Genomic DNA, 17,168 nt, shown 5'->3' with positions numbered 1-17,168 from the left:
GGTCATTCACGGCATTATTGTGCATTGCGGCTCAGTCAAAATAAAGATTATCTGTCTTATACAAACGATAAGGTTTTCTTTGATGATGGACCTCGATCTGCGGCAGGTGCGCAGCTTCATGGATGTCGCCGATCTCGTTAGCTTTTCCGCCGCAGCCGACAAGGCGGGGCTGACGCAGCCGGCCATTAGCCTGCACATCCGGCTGCTGGAAAAGCAGCTCGGTGTGCGGCTGATCGAACGGGTCGGCAGGCGCGCGCAGCCGACGGCGGCAGGCCGGGACTTTCTCATCCATGCAAGACGGATTGCGGAAGAAGTGGCGCATGCCATCGATACCGTAGCCCCTCATCGCAGCGGGGTGACGGGACGCCTGCGCATCGGCACGGGTGCCACCGCCTGCATCTATCTTCTGCCGCCAGTGCTGGGCAAAATCCGCCAGGTGATGCCGGGGATAGACATCGTCGTGCAGACCGGCAATACCCACGATATACTGAGGCTTCTTGAAGCCAATACGATCGACGCGGCGGTGGTGGCCCTGCCGGCCAGCGGCCGCAGCCTCGATATCAGCGACATCCATCTCGATGAACTGGTTGCGGTTTTCCCGCATGGCACCATCAGCGACGCAACAATCCTGAATGCCGAGACGCTTTCGACACAGCCTTTGCTGCTTTACGAGGGCGGCAATACGCGCAAGCTCGTGGATCAATGGTTTTCGGCAAGCGGCCGCACCGTGCAACCCGCCATGGAACTGGGCAGCGTCGAGGCCATCAAGAAACTGGCGGGCGCGGGCCTTGGCCTTGCCATCGTGCCACGCATGGCGATAGAGCATGAAGGTGCTGCATCGGGGCTTGAATGGCGCTCGCTCGAGCCACCGCTCGAACGGCGGATCGCCCTTGCCCTCAGACGCGACAAGCACATGACCGCGCCACTAAGGGCGCTCGCTGCTGCGCTGCCGGATGTGCGGAAACGGTGAGGCCTGCGCCGGGTTGCGAGGGCAGGCCAGCCATCGCTTCTGATGGCGAATAGTGCGCCCGCCTCAGCGTCATCCTTGGGCTTGTCCCACTGCTGTCCGGTTTAAATTCCGGACGACCCGCAGCCCCCCTTTTGAAGTCAGTCGTGGAGGGTCAACATTCTCGCGACGTCATCCTCGGGCCTGTCCCGAGGATCTAAACACGTCGAATAAAATCAATACGTTGCAGATCCTCGGGACAGGCCCGAGGATGACGTCGGCGTGGTTGGCCCGACTTGCCTTCCCATCTGATGACGCTACTTTTCTTTTGGTGTCCGGTTCGAGGCGGCAGGCCAGAGCACAACGTTGAGTGTGTCGGATGCTTCGTCACCAGCATTGCTCGCGCCATCCGATGACGCGAGCAATGCTTGCAAAACTCAGAACTCCGTCCAGTCGTCACCCTTCACGGCCAGCGCCGCATTGCCGCGCGCGGCAGCGACCGGGCGGGCCCTAGTAGGTGCAGCGACGGGTGCAGCAGGCGCGTGAACAGAGCTTGCAGCGCGCTGCATGTGCCTTGCCGTCTCGCGCAATGCGGAGGTCTGCGGGCCGAGCTGGAACTGCGCCAACAAAGCCTGGAGATTGGCACATTCCTGCGCAAGACCCGCACCGGCCGCATTCATTTCCTCGACCATCGCGGCGTTCTGCTGCGTGGCCTGATCCATGTGGTTGACGGCGGTGTTGACCTCGGAGAGACCGGCGGACTGTTCCTGCGCCGCGGTGGCGATGGCGTCCATATGGGTGTTGACGGACAGTACGAGCTGCTCGATCTCGGAAAGCCCGACGCCAGTATCGGCGACAAGCTTCACGCCCTCACCCACCGCAACGGCTGACGTGTTGATGAGCTGCTTGATTTCCTTGGCGGCCTTGGCGGAACGCTGGGCCAGTTCGCGCACTTCCTGGGCAACGACTGCAAAACCCTTGCCCGCATCGCCCGCCCGCGCCGCCTCGACGCCCGCATTCAGCGCCAGAAGGTTGGTCTGAAAGGCGATTTCGTCAATAACACCGATGATCTGGCCGATCTGGCGCGAGGAATGCTCGATGCGTTCCATGGCGGAAACGGCATCGCGCACCACCTTGCCGGAAAGATCGGCCTTTGCCCTTGCCTCACGCACCGTGTCGCGCGCATCGCCTGCCCGCTTGGAGGTGGCCGAAACATTGGCGGTGATCTCTTCCAGCGCGGCAGCGGTCTCTTCCAGAGAGGCAGCCTGCTGCTCTGTGCGGCGGGAAAGATCGTCGGATGCCGACGAAACCTCGTGAGCGCCGCCATTTACCGTCTGCACGGACTGGCCGACACTTGTCAGCGCTTCACGCAGTTGAACGACGGAGCTGTTGAAATCGTGCCGCAGCGCCTCGAACTGCGGTGCGAACGGCGTGGCGATCTCGCAGACCATGTCGCCGGAAGCGAGACGGCGAAGACCGCCCGCCAGCGAACCCGTGGCCTGATTGAGCCGTTCTTCGGCCTCGGCCTCGGCGCGCTGCTGCAACTCGATACGGTCCCGCTCGGCCCGCTCGCGGTTGGCCAGGGCTTCGGATTCCAGCTGCCTGTTGCGGATTGCCGCCTCGCGGAAGATTTCCACGGCGCGGGCCATCTCGCCGATCTCGTCGCCGCGTTTTGCGCCGGCGACATCGATCGAAAGATTGCCGCCCGAAAGCTCCATCATCGCGTTGGTCAGGCGGCTGATCGGCCGGGTGACGCGGCCGACGATGACGGCAAGCGAGAGGATACAGAGCGCCAATGTCGCGATGAAGACGAAAAGATAGATCATTGCATCGATGAAGGCGTCCTGTTTGGCCTGTGCGGCATTTGCGTCCAGAACATCCATGGCGGCAGAGGCGATTTTCGCGATCGTGCCGAGGTTTTCGGTGACGGTGGTGCGCCAGCTGTCCATGGTGAAGGCAGGCGTGCGACCATTCATGAGATCGTCGATGAGCTTGGCGCGCTGCGTGCTGAAATCGCCCTTGAAGTAAGTCTTGTCCGCCGTGGCGTAGATATCCTTGAGCGATTGCGGCGTCGATTCATGCGCTGCCAGATCGCCGGTCGCTTTCCAGGCGAAAGCCGCACCGGCATCGAATGCGCCGAGCTGCTGCATTTCCTGCGCCGTCAGTGGACGGTTCTGGGCAACGGCAGCGTTGAGAATGACGGTGGCGCTGCCGCCAAGGGCACGGGCAGACCAGCCGTAGGAGCGCAACTGGATCAAACCGGTCTGGCCCTGATCGAGAGAGCGAACGGTGCCTTCAAGCGCCGTCGAGCCCGCCTCGAGCGAGGCGAGGAAATCGCCGCCAAGCGCCATGACCGTCTTGTCGAGCCCGCCTTCGCGCCGGTCGAGCGGCAGCGAAACATTGGCGTCAACCTTCTTTCGCAATTCGACGAACTGCGCGTAGACATCTTTCACGCGCTTCAGCGGTACCTGAAGCTGCGTGTCTTCAAGCGACGAAGACTGCGTGAGGAATGCCGTCATGGCGGCATCCACCTTCTGGCGTGCGGCCTGCACGCTGGCGACGCTGCCCGTCGATTTCGACGGATCGAGCGTCAGTGCCGTGGCGCTGTCGCCGCGTTCACTGCGGAAATTCAAAAGAGCGTTGAAAAGAAGCTTGTCGAGCGAGACGAGTTGCGCAACCTCTGAAAAGGTGCCGGCGCGATTGGCCGACCGCCACAACTCGTTGCCGACCAAACCGGCCAGCGCGAGGCTGATGGTAAGAAAAAATCCTACAAGTACATTAATCTGGCGGCCCTCGTTAGCCGGAAGGGAAGATGCTGCAAACTACGGGTGGTTTGTCTAAAATTGGATTAAATTCCCCTCAGTTTTCGCGGGAAAATACTGCACTGCAAAAACAAAAGGCCATGGCAAGCGGAACGCCTGCCATGGCCCTGATCGAAATACGTGTCAGCTTTGCCCACCAGACAGAAAATCACCTTCGATTTTCGTCCGTAACGATGCGCAGATTAAAGAGAGTCAGAGCGTCCGGCAGGACGCACGGCGCTCTAGACGTCTGCGCCGAGACGTGCCCAATCCATGTAAAGATCGAGCGCCTTGCGGGCGACCGGGCCTGCCTGCAATGCGCGGTCATCCAGTTTCACAACAGGGGAAACCTTGGAATAATTGCCCGAGCAGAAGATTTCATCGGCCCCGCGGAAATCCTCGACCGACAGGGTCGCTTCGCGCACTTCGAAACCGGCCTGGCGCAGAAGGCCTATCACCCGCGAACGGGTGATGCCGGCAAGGAAGGTGCGGTTCGGAACCGGGGTGAAGACGACGCCGTCCTTGACCATGAAGACGTTGGACGATGCCGATTCAGCGACATTGCCGTTCATGTCGCACATCAGGGCGTTGTCGAAACCGCGTGCACGGGCTTCCAGAATGGCGCGGCCGCTATTGGGGTAAAGGCTACCGGCCTTGGCATCCGTCATCGCGGTTTCCGGTGAAGGACGGCGCAGCGGCGAGACAGTGAGTGTCAGCGATGCGCCGGCATTCATCGGCGCTTCGAAAAGGCACAGCGCAAAACGGGTGGAATTGGCATCGGGCGCGACGACGCTGCCCGGCGAACCGTGTTCTGCCCAATACATCGGCTTGATGTAGATTTCGGTCTTGCCGTCGAATTTATTGATGCCTTCCAGCGCCAATGCCTCGATCTCTTCCGCCGTCATGGTCGGCTTCATGCCCATGTTGGTGGCCGAGCGGTTGACGCGCTGGCAATGCAGATCGAGATCGGGAGCCACGCCATCGAACCAGCGCGCGCCGTCAAACACCGTGGAGGCCAGCCACATGGCATGCGAGGTCGGGCCGATGAGCGGCGGATTGCCGGGCAGCCATTGACCATCAAAATAGGTCCAGGTGGTTGATCGGGGTGCGGTATCGACGGTCATGACTGTCTCCTGTCTTGAGCATCTCCGCCTTTCTGCAAAAAGCGAAAGAGCTCCATCTTTTTCGTCCTGCCACATTGCCGCACGCAAAACCGCTTCGCACTTTTGCTGGCAATGCTCTGAAATCGGCGGGAGTGAATGCCTCTGACCGGGTGAGGTCAAGTTTTAATTGCCGCCATGTCTTATTTTGATGGAAAATAACAAATGCATGCCCTGACAAAGACGTTTTGTGAGGCGAAACAAAAGGTTGATGAATAGATCCATCACAATAATTCATGCATTGGATGATGGCGGGGCGATTTCGCCCATGCGATGCTGGCAGTCTGACGGCGCTTGCAACGCCCTTTACCATTCTTGTTCGCCCATCCGAATGCGACACGTCAGCAGGAGAAAATCATGGCATGGTCCGCCCAGCAATATCTGAAATTCGAAGACGAGCGGACACGCCCGGCAAGGGATCTTCTGGCGCAGGTGCCGCTGGAGCGCGTGCTGAACGGTTACGATCTGGGCTGCGGCCCGGGCAATTCCACCGAGCTTTTGACCGATCGTTACGGCGTCAACGTCATCACCGGCATCGACAGCGACGACGACATGCTGGAAAAGGCGGCGGACCGGCTGCCCAACACCCGTTTCGGCAAGGCCGATCTCGGCAACTGGCGGCCCAGCCAGAAGGCGGACCTGCTTTATGCCAATGCGGTGTTCCAATGGGTGCCGGATCATCTTGCCGTTCTTTCGCAGCTGATGGACGAGCTGGAAAGCGGCGGCGTGCTTGCCGTGCAGATGCCTGACAATCTGCAGGAGCCGACACATCGCGCCATGGAGGAAACGGGAGCAGACGGCCCCTGGAAGGACACGTTTGCGGATGGCAAATTGCGCCGCAAACCCCTGCCCGCGCCATCAGCCTATTTCGATGCGCTGACACCGAAATCCGCGCGGGTGGATGTGTGGCACACCATCTACAACCACCCCATGAAGGATGCGGAAAGCATTGTGGAATGGGTGAAGGGCACGGGTCTGCGCCCCTATCTTGCCGCCGCCGGCGAGGAACACCGCGAGGCCTTCCTCAACGACTATACGAGGCGCATCGCCGCCGCCTATCCGCCGATGGCGGACGGCCGGCTGCTGTTGCGTTTTCCGCGCCTGTTCGTGGTGGCGGTGAAGAAGTAGCGTAGTTTTCGCCTCCCCTCATTCCTGTGCCTGTCACAGGAATCCAGCCAGCCCAAGTCCTTGGGCTGAAAAGGCTCTCTCGCCGCGCAGACGCGCGGCGGCTGGATCCCTGTGACAAGCACAGGGATGAGGAGAGCTTAGAGTACGACATGGCTACGGCACTATTTAGCCAATCGGCCTCAACGCATTATCTCTAACCCGCGAAGGCATAGACCCTCAGACGATGGCCGTCGGGGTCGGCGGCAGTGAATGTGTAGCCGAAGTCCATCTTGCCGGGCTGCTGCAAAATGGCGATGCCCTTTGCCTTCCAGTCGCCGAAGGCTTCATCCACCTGCGCACCGCTTTCGACGCGGAAGGCAAGCTCGCCTCCACCGCCCGTTACCGATGCCTTCGGCTCCACCGTATGCCGGGACCAGAGGCCGAGCTTCATGCCGTTTTGAAGCACGAACAGGGAGAATGTCGGAGAGGCTTCGACCGGCTCTGCGCCGAGCAGGGCTTTATAAAATTCCGTGCTGGCCGGCGGGTTGTCGACGTAGAGAATGGTGAAATCGGGGTGGGTCATGGCTGTTCTCCTTGAGTTGCGGATGAACAGGTTCTAGCCTCCCATGCTGTCAGTTTTTGTCAGCATGATTTTGTTGCCTTCGCTGTTTTTCCCGCTCGCGCCACTCCTTCAGCAGGGACTGGCGGCGGCGGGGATAACGCATGTCCAGAGGGTTGACGCTCTCGATGCGGTCGGCCCGGAAACTGCGGAAATCCTGCCGCGTCTCGCACCATGCCAGCACGACCCGCACCAGATCGAAAAAAGCGAGCGCGAAGGGCCAGATCACCCGCTCCGTCAATTCTCCCTTTTCGTCGCGATAGGTCATCACGACCTTGCTCTCCTTTCGAATAATATCGCGAATGGCGGCGAGATCGACATGGATGGTGGCCATGGCCTGCCCGGGGCCGACAAGCAGGGTGGAATTATCGAGTTCCTCGCGCAGGGCATCGGGCAAAACGGCGGCGATCTTGACGAGTGCGGCGCGGGCGGCCTGCGCGAACCCCTCATCGGCACGGCCCGCGACCCATCGCGACCCGAGCACAAGCGCCTCGATCTCCTGCTGCGAATACATCAGAGGCGGCAGCAGGAAACCGGGACGCAGCACATAACCCACACCCGCCTCGCCCTCGATGTCAGCACCCTGCGCCTGAAGCGTTGCTATATCGCGGTAAAGCGTGCGCAGGCTGACGCCGGTTTGCGCGGCCAGCGCCGTGCCGCTGACCGGCATGCGGTGGGCGCGCAGGATCTGCAACAGATCAAGAAGCCGTTGTGAGCGCGACACGCGTGGTTCCTCCACATTACGATCATGCCATCTACGAAGTTTCACCATCGACTGGTAGCCTCGCGCACAGCGCCTCGCAATGGCGAGACGCTTGAAACCAATGGCGCGGACACCAGTTAATAAAAGACCGCTTCCCCATCCGGCATTCCTTGCCGGCCATGTTTGCAATAAACAGGAGAGACATGCATGTATGACGTCAACGCGAATGGCGCGAACATTCCCGCCCTCGGTTTCGGCACCTTCCGCATTCCGGAAGAGGATATCAGGCGCATTTTGCCGGAGGCGCTGAAACTCGGTTTCCGCTATGTCGATACGGCCCAGATCTACAAGAATGAAGGTGCGGTTGGCGAAGTGATCGCAAAGTCCGGCATTTCCCGGCATGATATTTTCCTGACCACCAAGGTCTGGGTGGACCGCTACCGCCACGCTGATTTTCTCGCCTCCGTCGATGAAAGCCTGCAAAAGCTGAAGACGGATTATGTCGATCTCCTGCTGCTGCACTGGCCTAAAAGCGATGTGCCGCTGGCGGAAAGGATCGGCGCGCTGAACGACGTGCGCAAGGCCGGAAAGGTGCGCAATATCGGCATTTCCAACTTCAACGTGGCGCTGACGGAAGAGGCGGTCAAACTCTCCGACACGCCGCTTGCCACCAACCAGATCGAATACCACCCCTATCTGGACCAGACGAAGGTGATTGCGGCCGCGCGCAAACACGGGCTTTCGGTCACCGCCTATTATCTGATGGCGGATGGCAAGGTGCCTGATGATACGGTGCTGAAGGATATTGGTGCAAGGCACGGCAAGACGGCCGCACAGGTGGCGCTGCGCTGGGCCGTGCAGCAGCCTGATGTCGTGGCACTTTCCAAGACCGCGACCGAAAGCCGCCTCAAGGAGAATTTCGATATTTTCGATTTTGCGCTCTCGGAAGAGGAAATGCAGGCGATCCACGCACTTGCCAAACCCGATGGCCGCATCGTCAACCCCGGTCACCTCGCGCCCGACTGGGACGATTGACTGCGTGAACCCGGTCCGGTCTCACCGCTGTGTCAACGCCAGTTTCGCCCCTAGCGCCACAAACGCGGCGGCGAAACTGCGTCTCAGCCAGGTGAGCACGGCCGGGCGCGCCACAACCTGCCGCCTGACCGAGGCGGCAAAACAGCCGTAAAGCGCAAAGACCAGAAACGTCATGGCCATGAAGATCAGCCCGAGATCGACCATGCGCCACGTCGGAGAAACCTCCTCCGGCGCGATGAATTGCGGCAGGAACGCAAAAAAGAAGATCGACAGTTTCGGGTTCAGGAGATTGATGAGGATCGCCTCACCGATGACCCGCCCCGCCCTGCGGTGTTCCTGCTTGTCATCGATCTTCAGCGCCCCATCTTCCCGAAGCGTGTTCCACGCCATGTAGAGCAGGTAGGCGACACCCAGATATTTGATCACGCCGAAGGCCAGGGCGCTCGCGTGCAGAATGGCGGCAAGTCCGGTGATGGCGGCCAGCAGATGCGGCACGATACCGAGCGTGCAGCCGAAAGCCGCGACGACACTCGCCCTCGCCCCTTGGGATAGGCCAGCGGCCAGCGTGTAAACCACGCCTGTTCCGGGAGAAGCGGCGATGATCAGGGATGTGATGAGGAATTCGGGCGTCATGGATGCTGCAAGTCCTGTTGAATGGAGGACAGGAGCATGACTGTGTCCGGCGCGGGGGTCTTGGATGAAATTGCAGCGTTGATGCTTGGAGGCTCGCGTCTGTACCCCTATTACCCCAACCTGCACTACGAAACGGCTGCCCTATACGCCGCGGGCGTCACCCCGAACTGCCGCACGAAAAGCCGGTTCAGGTGGCTCTGGTCGGAGAAGCCTGCGGAAAAGGCCACCTCGGCGGGCGGTGCGCCCTTGGCCAGTGCACGCCTTGCCAGATGCAGGCGCCGCTGGAGAATGTAGCTGTGCGGTGTCAGCCCCGTGGCCCTGGCAAAAGAGCGCAGGAAGCGAAACTGGCTGATGCCGGCCTCCTGCGCCAGATCGGCAAGACGGAACGGCCGGGTGGGATCGTCATCGATCCTGCTTTTCGCCCGTCTTACGCTGCCGGTTGCCGCCGGTTCGCGCCGCGTTGTCGCAGTCTCCATCGCTCCCGCCAGAAGCATCAGCAGGGTCTCGTCGCAACGAAGGGTATCCCCCGGCCGATCCGTTGCCGTCATGGCCGAAAAAACCGTGCGGAACCGGTCCGCCAGAGGCCTTGTATCGACGGGATAGGCGAACTCGAAAGTGCCGTGATCCTTTTCGATGATATCGGCAATGGCGGCCTGCACGATATCGATGTCGAGATAGATCATCCGCCAGGCGCGCCCACCCTCTCCCAGCGGAATGCCGTCATGCACCTCACCCGGATTGACGGTGATGACATGGCCGGCTTCAGCCTCCACCATGCCGCGCCCGCTCAGCGATTTCTGCGCGCCGCGCTCCACAAGGCCGATGCCGAACTGGTCGTGCATGTGACGTGGAAAAGAGCGGTCGCTATCCGCAACCACGGCAGCAATACCCGGCATGGCGGTTTTCGGCATGAGGAATTGACGGCTGCCCATGAAAAGCTGGCGCTCCCTTTAAAGAGCGCCACGTTATCACAGGCGATGCGTCCGAGACAGGGCCGGACCTTTACGGATGCATGCCGTTGACCATCGAAAACACCTGATCGAAATTGCCGTTCTGCGCGGCGAAACGTAGCGGCTTGCAGCGTTCCACAACCACTTCTTTCTCATCCGGGCGACCGCCAAGAATGTCCATCACTTCCGAAATGAAGGCCTCGAGCGGCATGGCTCTTTCGTCGCTTGCCTGGCCTTCTCCCATCAGCGTCGTCTGCACATAGGGCGGCACGATTTCAATGACCTCAACCGAGGTTTCTTTCAACTGTTCGCGAAGTGCGACCGAATAGGCATGGATGGCCGATTTGGTGGCGCTGTAGGTTGGGGTGACCACCATGGGCACGAAGGCCAAGCCGGAGGATACCGTCAGCACCGTCGCTTCGGGCTGCTTGAGGAAATGCGGCAGCAGCGCCGCCGTCAGGCGAATGGGCGCCAGAAGGTTGGTGGCGATGGTTTCCTCCGCCGTGTCCAGATAGTCCGGGGCCGAGGAGATGTCCTCCGGCCGCATGATGCCGGCATTGTTGATGACGGCGTTGAGCGTCGGATGTGTCTTGATGAGATTGTCGGCGAAAGAGCGGATGCCTTCGGCGTCGGTCGCGTCCATGACCATCGCGGCCATGCCGGGATTGGCGGCCGTTACCTCATCCAGCACATTCTGGCGGCGGCCGGAAATGACGACCTTGTTGCCCAGCCGGTGAAATGCTTCCGCCAGCGCCCGCCCGATGCCGGAGCCGCCACCGGTGATGAGAATGGTGTTGCCTGTCGTTTTCATCGAAAAATCCTTTGCCTGTTGGATGACGGGAAATTAGCGGCTATACTCTCCATTCGTAAGTAGGCACCCAAAAGAATTATACTTACCCAAAGGAGAGTGTGAGATGAAACGGTATGTCGCCGATCCCATGATCGAGAACAGGCGCAAGTCTCCGCCGCCCACGGAAACCGACCCGGTCATCGAGGCGCTGGTTGAGGATATCATCGCGAAAGTGGCCGACAAATGGACGATGCTGATCCTTGAGGTGCTGGAAGAGCATGGCACGCTTCGCTTTACGCAGATCGGCAGGCTGGTCGGCACCATCAGCCAGAAGATGCTGACGAAAACGCTGAGGCAGATGGAAAGCGACGGACTGGTGCGCCGCACCGTGCACCCCGTCATTCCGCCGCATGTGGATTATGGCCTCACGTCTCTCGGCGAGACCCTTGGCAGCGCCTTTTGCGGCGTGTGGATATGGGCGGAAACCCACCATGCGGAAATAGAAGAGGCGCGGCGCCGGTTCAATGACCAGCCGCCGCGCCCCGTTATGGAATAAAATGTCGCCTTATGCGAACTGGCTGAGGCCCGGAACCGAAGCGATCACCTGATCGACGGTCTCATCGCCCGCGTGCTGGCGAGCAACGGCGATGGTTTCCTTGGCGAGCGTGGTGATTTCGCTCATGCCGATGCCCTGGCTCATCAGCTGCTGGCCGAGACCCATGATGCCGCCGCCGCCGATCGCGCTCATCAGGCCGCCCAGCAGACCGCCGCCACCGGCGCCCTCGCCATTATACTGTGCCACGAGATCGCTGGCACCCGGAATGGCTTCGATCATGCGGGCGATCGGACCATCTGCCGCCTCGCGCTGGAGAAAACCCAGAATCATGCCAACAGCCTTTTCGGCCAGCGCAGGGTCTATGCCCGCCTTTGCGGCGATCTGGTCAACGACTTCGTTCATTCTTGCCTCCTGTTGAAAAACGACGCCAACACCGAATAACTGACGTTAACGTCAACGTAAAACAATCTCATGCCGCATTCAAGCGGGCGGCAGGCGGGTGCGGCAACTTTCATGAAGCGGTTTTTCTTCATCGCCATCAAGCAGTTGTTGCGCCTTGAAACTGTCCTTATAAGATCATCACAACCATACTATGAAAAGGCCGCTTTGGCAGTAGCGGCCAGAGGGTGCCGTAAAAGTTCAATTCGGACATGACCATCTTCAAATCGATCGCGATTTAAGGGTCATGCGTCAGTCGCAGGAGAAAATGGTCGATGTTGCAGGACGGACAGATCTATATCGGGACCAGCCGCAATCCGGACGACAGCCTGAACAAGGGTGAATATCTGGAGCTGAAATTCGGCAACCGCCACGGCCTGATCACCGGCGCAACGGGCACGGGCAAGACCGTGACCCTGCAGGTTCTTGCCGAAGGTTTCTCGCAAGCCGGCGTTCCCGTTTTCTGCGCCGATATCAAGGGCGACCTTTCCGGCATCGCCGCCCAGGGCGAAGCCAAGGACTGGGTGCAGAAACGTGCCGAACAGATCGGTTTCACGGATTTTTCCTATGGCAAATCGCCGGTGATCTTCTGGGATCTCTACGGTGAAAAAGGCCATCGCGTGCGCGCCACCATTGCCGAAATGGGCCCGCTGCTGCTGGCGCGGCTGATGGATGCTTCGGAAGCGCAGGAAGGCGTGCTCAACATCGCCTTCAAGATCGCCGACCAGGGCGGGTTGCCGCTGCTCGATCTCAAAGACCTGCAATCGCTGCTGAACTACATGGGCGAGAATGCAAGTGCGCTTTCCAGCCAGTTCGGCCTGATTTCCAAGACCTCTGTCGGTTCGCTGCAACGCGGGCTGCTGGTTCTCGAACAGCAGGGTGCCGCAAACTTCTTCGGCGAGCCGGCGCTGAATATTGCCGACATCATGCGCGTCGGCACGGACGGGCGTGGCACGGTTTCGGTTCTCGCCGCCGACAGGCTGATGATGAACCCGCGCCTTTACGCGACCTTCCTGTTGTGGATGCTCTCGGAGCTCTTCGAGGAACTGCCGGAAGTGGGCGACCCGGAAAAGCCGCGTCTGGTGTTCTTTTTCGATGAGGCGCATCTGCTGTTCAACGACGCGCCAAGGGTGCTCGTCGAGCGCGTGGAGCAGGTGGTGCGGCTTATCCGCTCCAAGGGTGTGGGCGTCTATTTCGTGACGCAAAACCCGCTGGACGTGCCGGAAACCGTTCTTGCCCAGCTGGGCAACCGCGTGCAGCATGCGCTTCGCGCCTATACGCCGCGCGAGCAGAAGGCTGTGCGCACCGCAGCAGATACGTTCCGCCAGAACCCGGCCTTCAACACGGCCGACATCATCACCACGCTCGGTACGGGCGAGGCTCTGATTTCGACCCTGCATGACAAGGGCGCGCCCTCCATCGTCGAGCGCACCCTTGTGCGGCCGCCCTCGGGCCGCGTCGGGCCGCTCACCGATGCCGAGCGCAAATTGCTGATGGATACCGGCCCGCTTGCCGGTCAATACGACAGGGATATGGACCGGGAATCGGCCTTTGAAATCCTCAACGCACGCGCCCAGAAGGCTGCGGAAGCCGAAGCCGCCAAGCGCGCGGAAGAGGAAAATGCCTCCAGCCAGTCCGACAGTGCCTCGGGACGCTGGCGCCTGCCCGGTTTCGGCGACGAGGAACCCACAAAGGCCTCCACCACCGGCGCCCGCAAGACGAGCGGTTATCAGCGCGAAACCGTGATCGAGGCGGCAATGAAAAGTGCCGCCCGCTCGGTTGCCACATCCGTGGGCCGCGCCATCGTGCGCGGCATCCTGGGAAGCCTGAAGCGGTAAAACAGATAAGCCGCCCGGCCTTGATCAGCCGGGCGGATTTTTTTCCTGTTAGCGTGACGGTTCACGGCTCGCGATAGAAAATCATGCCGCCGTGGTAGAGCACATCGTCGATGAACTCGCCATTGGCGGTAAAGCCGGTATCATCCCAATAGTCGATATGGTTGCCCCTCACCTCATAACGCCCCTGATAGGCGCTTTTGCGTTGGCCGCGCGCCTCGTCGTAGCGGCCATCAGGCAAAAGCTCCTGACGGATATGGCCGTCGCCGGTGACCCACATGCCGATATAAGGGTGGCTTTCGCTCTGGGCCATCTTGTCCATATTCCCTTTCACGGCACGACCGTCCTGATGGTGGCCGGTATCGGCGGCGGCCGTTGCGAGTACAAGGGCAAGCGATGTCGAAACAATCTTCATTGGCCCGATCCTCCCTACGCGGCGGTCGGGCGGACGACGATTTCATTGACGTCCACGTCGTCGGGTTGTTCGATGGCATAGCGGACTGCGCGGCCAATGGCGTCCGGCTTCAATGCTATGGCCCGGTAGCTTTGCATCAACTCCGCGGCGGCCGGATCGGTGATGGTGTCGGCGAGTTCGCTTTCCACCACGCCGGGATGAATGCAGGTGACACGCAGATCACGGTTTTCCTGCCGCAGCCCATCTGAGATGGCGCGTACCGCAAATTTCGTCGCGCAATAGACGGCAGCGGTGGGCGAAACGGCCAGTGCGCCGATGGAAGCGATGTTGACGATGTGGCCGGAAGCACGCGCGGTCATCTCAGGCAGAACGGCGGCAACCCCGTAAAGCACGCCCTTGATGTTGACGTCGATCATTCGGTCCCATTCATCGACCTTGAGGGACGACATCAGCGAAAGCGGCATGATACCGGCATTGTTGACAATGACGTCGATCCGTCCGAACGCCTTGCGTCCCGCCTCGGCAAAAGCCTCGACACTCTGCCTTTCCGTGACGTTGAGGGGATGGACGACAACCTCGGCGCCCGTTTGGCGCAGTTCGTCGGCCAAAGCCTGCAAACGGTCCATGCGACGCGCGCCCAGAACCAGTTTTGCGCCTGCAGCGGCGAGTTCTCTGGCGATACCCTCACCTATCCCGCTAGACGCACCTGTTATGAGAATAACTTTGTTCAATGTCATGGCTTTCTCCTTGGCTTTACGGCCCGCTTTTTTGAGAGGAGGCCGTTGCAGGAAAGATAAAGCTTTGCCATTGTCGTGATAATTACCTCAATGATAACCTCTATGGATAGATTTACTAACCAATGAATGTTGATCTCAACGCGCTTTCCACCTTCTGCATGGTTGCCGAGGAACGCAATTTTCGGGCTACAGCGGACAGGCTCGGCGTAACACGGTCGGCCGTCAGCCAGACCATCCGCAGGCTTGAAGAAACGATGGGGATAGCGCTCGTTCAGCGCACAACGCGCAGCGTCAGCCTGACGGAAGCGGGGCAACAGCTTTACGCCGATGTTTCGCCATCCATCGGCAACCTCATGCAAGCAACACAGGCCGCCTCTTCCTTAAGTGGAACGCCTCGGGGGCAATTGCGGCTTGCCGTTTCCTCCATAGCGGAGCGCTTCTTGTCCGGGCCATTACTGGCGCGCTTTGCTGAAATCCATCCGGAAGTGCAACTCGATATTGTCGTGACGGACGAGGAATTCGATATCGTCGCCGAACACTACGATGCCGGCGTGCGTCTGGGGGAGCTGATCGCGCAGGATATGATTGCCGTTCCGGTTTCCGGGCCGCAGCGGCAGCTCGCCGTCTGTTCTCCGCAATATCGAGATCGCGTCACCTTACCGACGCAGCCGCGCGAACTGATCCATCACAAATGTATTGGCTGGCGCCCTCGTCCGGACGTTGCGCCATATCGGTGGGAATTTGCCGAAAATGGCCGGGAATTCGCGGTCGCGGTGCAGCCGGACTTCACCACCAACGACATGCAGCTGATGATAAAGCTGGCCTGTGCCGGCGCCGGCATCACATTCGGCATGGAAGAGACCTTCCGTCCCTACCTGGAGAGCGGCCAGCTTGTTTCCATGCTGGAGGACCATTCTCCGACCTTTGCGGGATTTTATCTCTATTATCCCAATCGACGTCATCTTGCGCCGAAGCTCCGCGCCTTTATCGATCACGTTCGGCTACCGAGAAACCGGTAATCTGCCGGAGTAGCCTCCGGCAGATCGGTATGTCAGCCCAGGAAGGGTTACTTCTTCTGCGACAGCAGCGAGAAGAAAGCGCCCTGCGGGTCCTGGCAATTGACGATCCAGCTCTCGCCGGGAACCTCCATCGGGCCGTTGACGACCTTGCCGCCACCGGTGCTGACCCGGGTGATGGCGTCATCGATGCCGTCGACGTTGAAGTAATAACCCCAATAACAGGTGGGCGCCCCCGCCATACATTTCATCATGCCGCCGACGACCTTGCCGTTGTGGGCGAAGATGCGATACGGGCCCATTTCTGCGCCCATGTCAAAATCATGGTCCTTGGTCCAGCCGAAGACCTCACCGTAAAAGGCGATGGCGTCGTCGACATTGTTGGTGGCAAGCTCGTACCAGCCGACGTGACCCGGCAGGTTCTGCGTCTCCTGCGGAAAACCGCCGGTTTCCATCGGCAGCGGCGTCATGATGCACAGAACCGCACCGGAAGGATCCGCCACCACGGCGAAACGGCCGATCTCGGGGATATCCTGCGGCGGACGCCTGACCGAACCGCCCTTTTCCGCGAAAAGTTTTGCCGTGGCGTCCACATCGTCAACGCCGACATAACCGGTCCAGTTGGGCGGAATGCCCTGGCCCTTGTGTTCTTCGGTCAGTTCCATGATGCCGCCCATGCCTTTGCCATCGGCTTCCAGCACCAGATAGGGCATTTCCGGCGAACCGAAATCCTTGGTCTGCCAGCCGGCGACATGGCCATAAAAGCGGGCACCCTGCTCCATGTCAGGCGTCATCAGTTCAACCCATATGAATTTTCCGTGTGTATCGGACATTGAATCTCTCCGGGGTTATGGCGTCATTTTTCTGGCGATCGGCCGCCGCAGGACGCGGCGGCGCATTATCAGGCGTGATCGGGCAAATTCCGGCGTGGCGTCACGCCTTGCGCTGGAATTCCGATGTCATGAAGGTCTTGAAGCTGCCATCCGGCTGCCGGACGCTGCCGGAAAAGCTGCGGTTATTGTCGTCGTGCAGCACCAGCACGTCACGATAGGTATCGATGCGGCCGGAACCGTCAAAGGCCGGTCCTTCCGCTTCGAGTGTCAGGGTCTTGCCGTCGTCTTCCAGCCAGCCCTTGTAGACCCAGAGATTGGTCATCATGGACCCCACCCAGGTGCCGACAAAATGGCCCTTGGCCGGGTCGAAACCCACGGTGATGACAGCCGTCATCTCCGTCCCGTCAGGCATCTTACCGGAGCCGTTCCCGATGATCCAAAGCCCGCCGACGGAGCTGACGGTTTCGGTGAACCGCTGGGCGGGGTCATCGGGATCGTATCCCTCATGGCCGGAACTGGCGGTCATGACCCAGTCGCCGACGATCCTGCCCAGGAACGCGTGTTCCTTCTGCGGCTTGGCATTTTCCATTGTCG

At 60.3% G+C, this 17,168-nt stretch carries 18 protein-coding genes; 6 read left to right on the top strand and 12 right to left on the bottom strand.

The window, feature by feature from the left end:
- Nucleotides 1–82 precede the first annotated feature (82 nt).
- Complete coding sequence (locus tag CRP02_RS15365) at nucleotides 83–970, top strand: LysR family transcriptional regulator (protein ID WP_097171635.1); 888 nt, start codon at nucleotides 83–85, stop codon at nucleotides 968–970.
- 413 nt (nucleotides 971–1,383) lie between these two features.
- Here CRP02_RS15365 and CRP02_RS15355 read toward each other — a convergent pair whose 3' ends face one another.
- Both CRP02_RS15355 and CRP02_RS15350 read right to left on the bottom strand, forming a co-directional pair.
- Nucleotides 1,384–3,729 (bottom strand): methyl-accepting chemotaxis protein, encoded by a 2,346-nt coding sequence (locus CRP02_RS15355; protein ID WP_097171633.1) that lies wholly within the window; start codon nucleotides 3,727–3,729, stop codon nucleotides 1,384–1,386.
- A gap of 260 nt (nucleotides 3,730–3,989) precedes the next feature.
- The gene (locus CRP02_RS15350; protein ID WP_097171632.1) at nucleotides 3,990–4,871 is read right to left on the bottom strand and encodes a branched-chain amino acid aminotransferase; all 882 of its coding nucleotides are present in this window, start codon (nucleotides 4,869–4,871) and stop codon (nucleotides 3,990–3,992) included.
- A 393-nt stretch (nucleotides 4,872–5,264) separates the two neighbouring features.
- Here CRP02_RS15350 and tam point away from each other — a divergent pair, with 393 nt between their 5' ends.
- Nucleotides 5,265–6,035: a trans-aconitate 2-methyltransferase gene (tam, locus tag CRP02_RS15345; RefSeq protein WP_097171631.1), complete on the top strand. Its 771-nt coding sequence runs from the start codon at nucleotides 5,265–5,267 to the stop codon at nucleotides 6,033–6,035.
- A 193-nt stretch (nucleotides 6,036–6,228) separates the two neighbouring features.
- On the opposite strand, the gene CRP02_RS15335 is transcribed toward tam, so the two are convergent.
- Both CRP02_RS15335 and CRP02_RS15330 read right to left on the bottom strand, forming a co-directional pair.
- Nucleotides 6,229–6,597, bottom strand: a complete 369-nt coding sequence (locus CRP02_RS15335) for a VOC family protein (protein ID WP_097171630.1) — start codon at nucleotides 6,595–6,597, stop codon at nucleotides 6,229–6,231.
- A 49-nt stretch (nucleotides 6,598–6,646) separates the two neighbouring features.
- Nucleotides 6,647–7,357 carry a helix-turn-helix transcriptional regulator gene (locus CRP02_RS15330; RefSeq protein ID WP_097171629.1) on the bottom strand — a complete coding sequence of 237 codons (711 nt, stop codon included), beginning with the start codon at nucleotides 7,355–7,357 and terminating at the stop codon, nucleotides 6,647–6,649.
- 186 nt (nucleotides 7,358–7,543) lie between these two features.
- On the opposite strand from CRP02_RS15330, the gene CRP02_RS15325 reads away from it, so the two are divergent.
- Complete coding sequence (locus CRP02_RS15325) at nucleotides 7,544–8,371, top strand: aldo/keto reductase (protein ID WP_097171628.1); 828 nt, start codon at nucleotides 7,544–7,546, stop codon at nucleotides 8,369–8,371.
- A 21-nt stretch (nucleotides 8,372–8,392) separates the two neighbouring features.
- Here CRP02_RS15325 and CRP02_RS15320 read toward each other — a convergent pair whose 3' ends face one another.
- The 3 genes from CRP02_RS15320 to CRP02_RS15310 form a co-directional block, all read right to left on the bottom strand.
- Nucleotides 8,393–9,004 (bottom strand): LysE family translocator, encoded by a 612-nt coding sequence (locus CRP02_RS15320; RefSeq protein WP_097171627.1) that lies wholly within the window; start codon nucleotides 9,002–9,004, stop codon nucleotides 8,393–8,395.
- 125 nt (nucleotides 9,005–9,129) lie between these two features.
- Entirely contained in the window at nucleotides 9,130–9,936 is an 807-nt protein-coding gene (locus tag CRP02_RS15315) for an AraC family transcriptional regulator (protein WP_097171626.1), read from the bottom strand.
- A gap of 70 nt (nucleotides 9,937–10,006) precedes the next feature.
- Nucleotides 10,007–10,765 carry an SDR family oxidoreductase gene (locus CRP02_RS15310; protein ID WP_038490216.1) on the bottom strand — a complete coding sequence of 253 codons (759 nt, stop codon included), beginning with the start codon at nucleotides 10,763–10,765 and terminating at the stop codon, nucleotides 10,007–10,009.
- A 103-nt stretch (nucleotides 10,766–10,868) separates the two neighbouring features.
- Between CRP02_RS15310 and CRP02_RS15305 the strand changes: the two genes are divergently transcribed.
- Complete coding sequence (locus CRP02_RS15305; RefSeq protein ID WP_097171625.1) at nucleotides 10,869–11,300, top strand: winged helix-turn-helix transcriptional regulator; 432 nt, start codon at nucleotides 10,869–10,871, stop codon at nucleotides 11,298–11,300.
- A gap of 9 nt (nucleotides 11,301–11,309) precedes the next feature.
- On the opposite strand, the gene CRP02_RS15300 is transcribed toward CRP02_RS15305, so the two are convergent.
- Nucleotides 11,310–11,702: a hypothetical protein gene (locus CRP02_RS15300; protein WP_003511926.1), complete on the bottom strand. Its 393-nt coding sequence runs from the start codon at nucleotides 11,700–11,702 to the stop codon at nucleotides 11,310–11,312.
- A gap of 311 nt (nucleotides 11,703–12,013) precedes the next feature.
- Here CRP02_RS15300 and CRP02_RS15290 point away from each other — a divergent pair, with 311 nt between their 5' ends.
- Nucleotides 12,014–13,576 carry a helicase HerA-like C-terminal domain-containing protein gene (locus CRP02_RS15290; RefSeq protein ID WP_097171624.1) on the top strand — a complete coding sequence of 521 codons (1,563 nt, stop codon included), beginning with the start codon at nucleotides 12,014–12,016 and terminating at the stop codon, nucleotides 13,574–13,576.
- 61 nt (nucleotides 13,577–13,637) lie between these two features.
- Here CRP02_RS15290 and CRP02_RS15285 read toward each other — a convergent pair whose 3' ends face one another.
- Both CRP02_RS15285 and CRP02_RS15280 read right to left on the bottom strand, forming a co-directional pair.
- Nucleotides 13,638–13,988 (bottom strand): Atu4866 domain-containing protein, encoded by a 351-nt coding sequence (locus tag CRP02_RS15285; RefSeq protein ID WP_179784034.1) that lies wholly within the window; start codon nucleotides 13,986–13,988, stop codon nucleotides 13,638–13,640.
- A gap of 14 nt (nucleotides 13,989–14,002) precedes the next feature.
- A complete protein-coding gene (locus CRP02_RS15280; RefSeq protein WP_097101837.1) occupies nucleotides 14,003–14,725 on the bottom strand; it encodes an SDR family oxidoreductase in 723 nt (240 codons plus the stop codon).
- Nucleotides 14,726–14,847: 122 nt separating this feature from the next.
- Here CRP02_RS15280 and CRP02_RS15275 point away from each other — a divergent pair, with 122 nt between their 5' ends.
- Nucleotides 14,848–15,744: a LysR family transcriptional regulator gene (locus CRP02_RS15275; RefSeq protein WP_097171623.1), complete on the top strand. Its 897-nt coding sequence runs from the start codon at nucleotides 14,848–14,850 to the stop codon at nucleotides 15,742–15,744.
- Between the two features lie 47 nt (nucleotides 15,745–15,791).
- Here CRP02_RS15275 and CRP02_RS15270 read toward each other — a convergent pair whose 3' ends face one another.
- Nucleotides 15,792–16,574: a VOC family protein gene (locus tag CRP02_RS15270; protein ID WP_025592729.1), complete on the bottom strand. Its 783-nt coding sequence runs from the start codon at nucleotides 16,572–16,574 to the stop codon at nucleotides 15,792–15,794.
- Between the two features lie 100 nt (nucleotides 16,575–16,674).
- The gene (locus CRP02_RS15265; protein ID WP_097101831.1) at nucleotides 16,675–17,163 is read right to left on the bottom strand and encodes a DUF1579 domain-containing protein; all 489 of its coding nucleotides are present in this window, start codon (nucleotides 17,161–17,163) and stop codon (nucleotides 16,675–16,677) included.
- Between the last annotated feature and the right edge of the window lie 5 nt (nucleotides 17,164–17,168).

This window comes from Rhizobium sp. AN5 (assembly GCF_900215255.1).
Lineage (GTDB): Bacteria > Pseudomonadota > Alphaproteobacteria > Rhizobiales > Rhizobiaceae > Agrobacterium > Agrobacterium tumefaciens.
The sequence above is the reverse complement of the archived record's forward strand: the minus strand, read 5'-3'. Positions and strand labels throughout refer to the sequence as shown.

Excerpts from the sequence above, each read along its gene's own strand:
- CRP02_RS15350 (WP_097171632.1), bottom strand. The coding sequence starts at position 4,871 with ATGACCGTCGATACCGCACCCCGATCAACCACCTGGACCTATTTTGAT.
- CRP02_RS15305 (WP_097171625.1), top strand. The coding sequence starts at position 10,869 with ATGAAACGGTATGTCGCCGATCCCATGATCGAGAACAGGCGCAAGTCT.
- CRP02_RS15300 (WP_003511926.1), bottom strand. The coding sequence starts at position 11,702 with ATGAACGAAGTCGTTGACCAGATCGCCGCAAAGGCGGGCATAGACCCT.
- CRP02_RS15335 (WP_097171630.1), bottom strand. The coding sequence starts at position 6,597 with ATGACCCACCCCGATTTCACCATTCTCTACGTCGACAACCCGCCGGCC.
- CRP02_RS15280 (WP_097101837.1), bottom strand. The coding sequence starts at position 14,725 with ATGACATTGAACAAAGTTATTCTCATAACAGGTGCGTCTAGCGGGATA.
- CRP02_RS15265 (WP_097101831.1), bottom strand. The coding sequence starts at position 17,163 with ATGGAAAATGCCAAGCCGCAGAAGGAACACGCGTTCCTGGGCAGGATC.
- CRP02_RS15320 (WP_097171627.1), bottom strand. The coding sequence starts at position 9,004 with ATGACGCCCGAATTCCTCATCACATCCCTGATCATCGCCGCTTCTCCC.
- CRP02_RS15275 (WP_097171623.1), top strand. The coding sequence starts at position 14,848 with ATGAATGTTGATCTCAACGCGCTTTCCACCTTCTGCATGGTTGCCGAG.
- CRP02_RS15310 (WP_038490216.1), bottom strand. The coding sequence starts at position 10,765 with ATGAAAACGACAGGCAACACCATTCTCATCACCGGTGGCGGCTCCGGC.
- CRP02_RS15285 (WP_179784034.1), bottom strand. The coding sequence starts at position 13,988 with ATGAAGATTGTTTCGACATCGCTTGCCCTTGTACTCGCAACGGCCGCC.
- CRP02_RS15270 (WP_025592729.1), bottom strand. The coding sequence starts at position 16,574 with ATGTCCGATACACACGGAAAATTCATATGGGTTGAACTGATGACGCCT.
- CRP02_RS15325 (WP_097171628.1), top strand. The coding sequence starts at position 7,544 with ATGTATGACGTCAACGCGAATGGCGCGAACATTCCCGCCCTCGGTTTC.
- tam (WP_097171631.1), top strand. The coding sequence starts at position 5,265 with ATGGCATGGTCCGCCCAGCAATATCTGAAATTCGAAGACGAGCGGACA.
- CRP02_RS15315 (WP_097171626.1), bottom strand. The coding sequence starts at position 9,936 with ATGGGCAGCCGTCAATTCCTCATGCCGAAAACCGCCATGCCGGGTATT.
- CRP02_RS15365 (WP_097171635.1), top strand. The coding sequence starts at position 83 with ATGATGGACCTCGATCTGCGGCAGGTGCGCAGCTTCATGGATGTCGCC.
- CRP02_RS15290 (WP_097171624.1), top strand. The coding sequence starts at position 12,014 with ATGTTGCAGGACGGACAGATCTATATCGGGACCAGCCGCAATCCGGAC.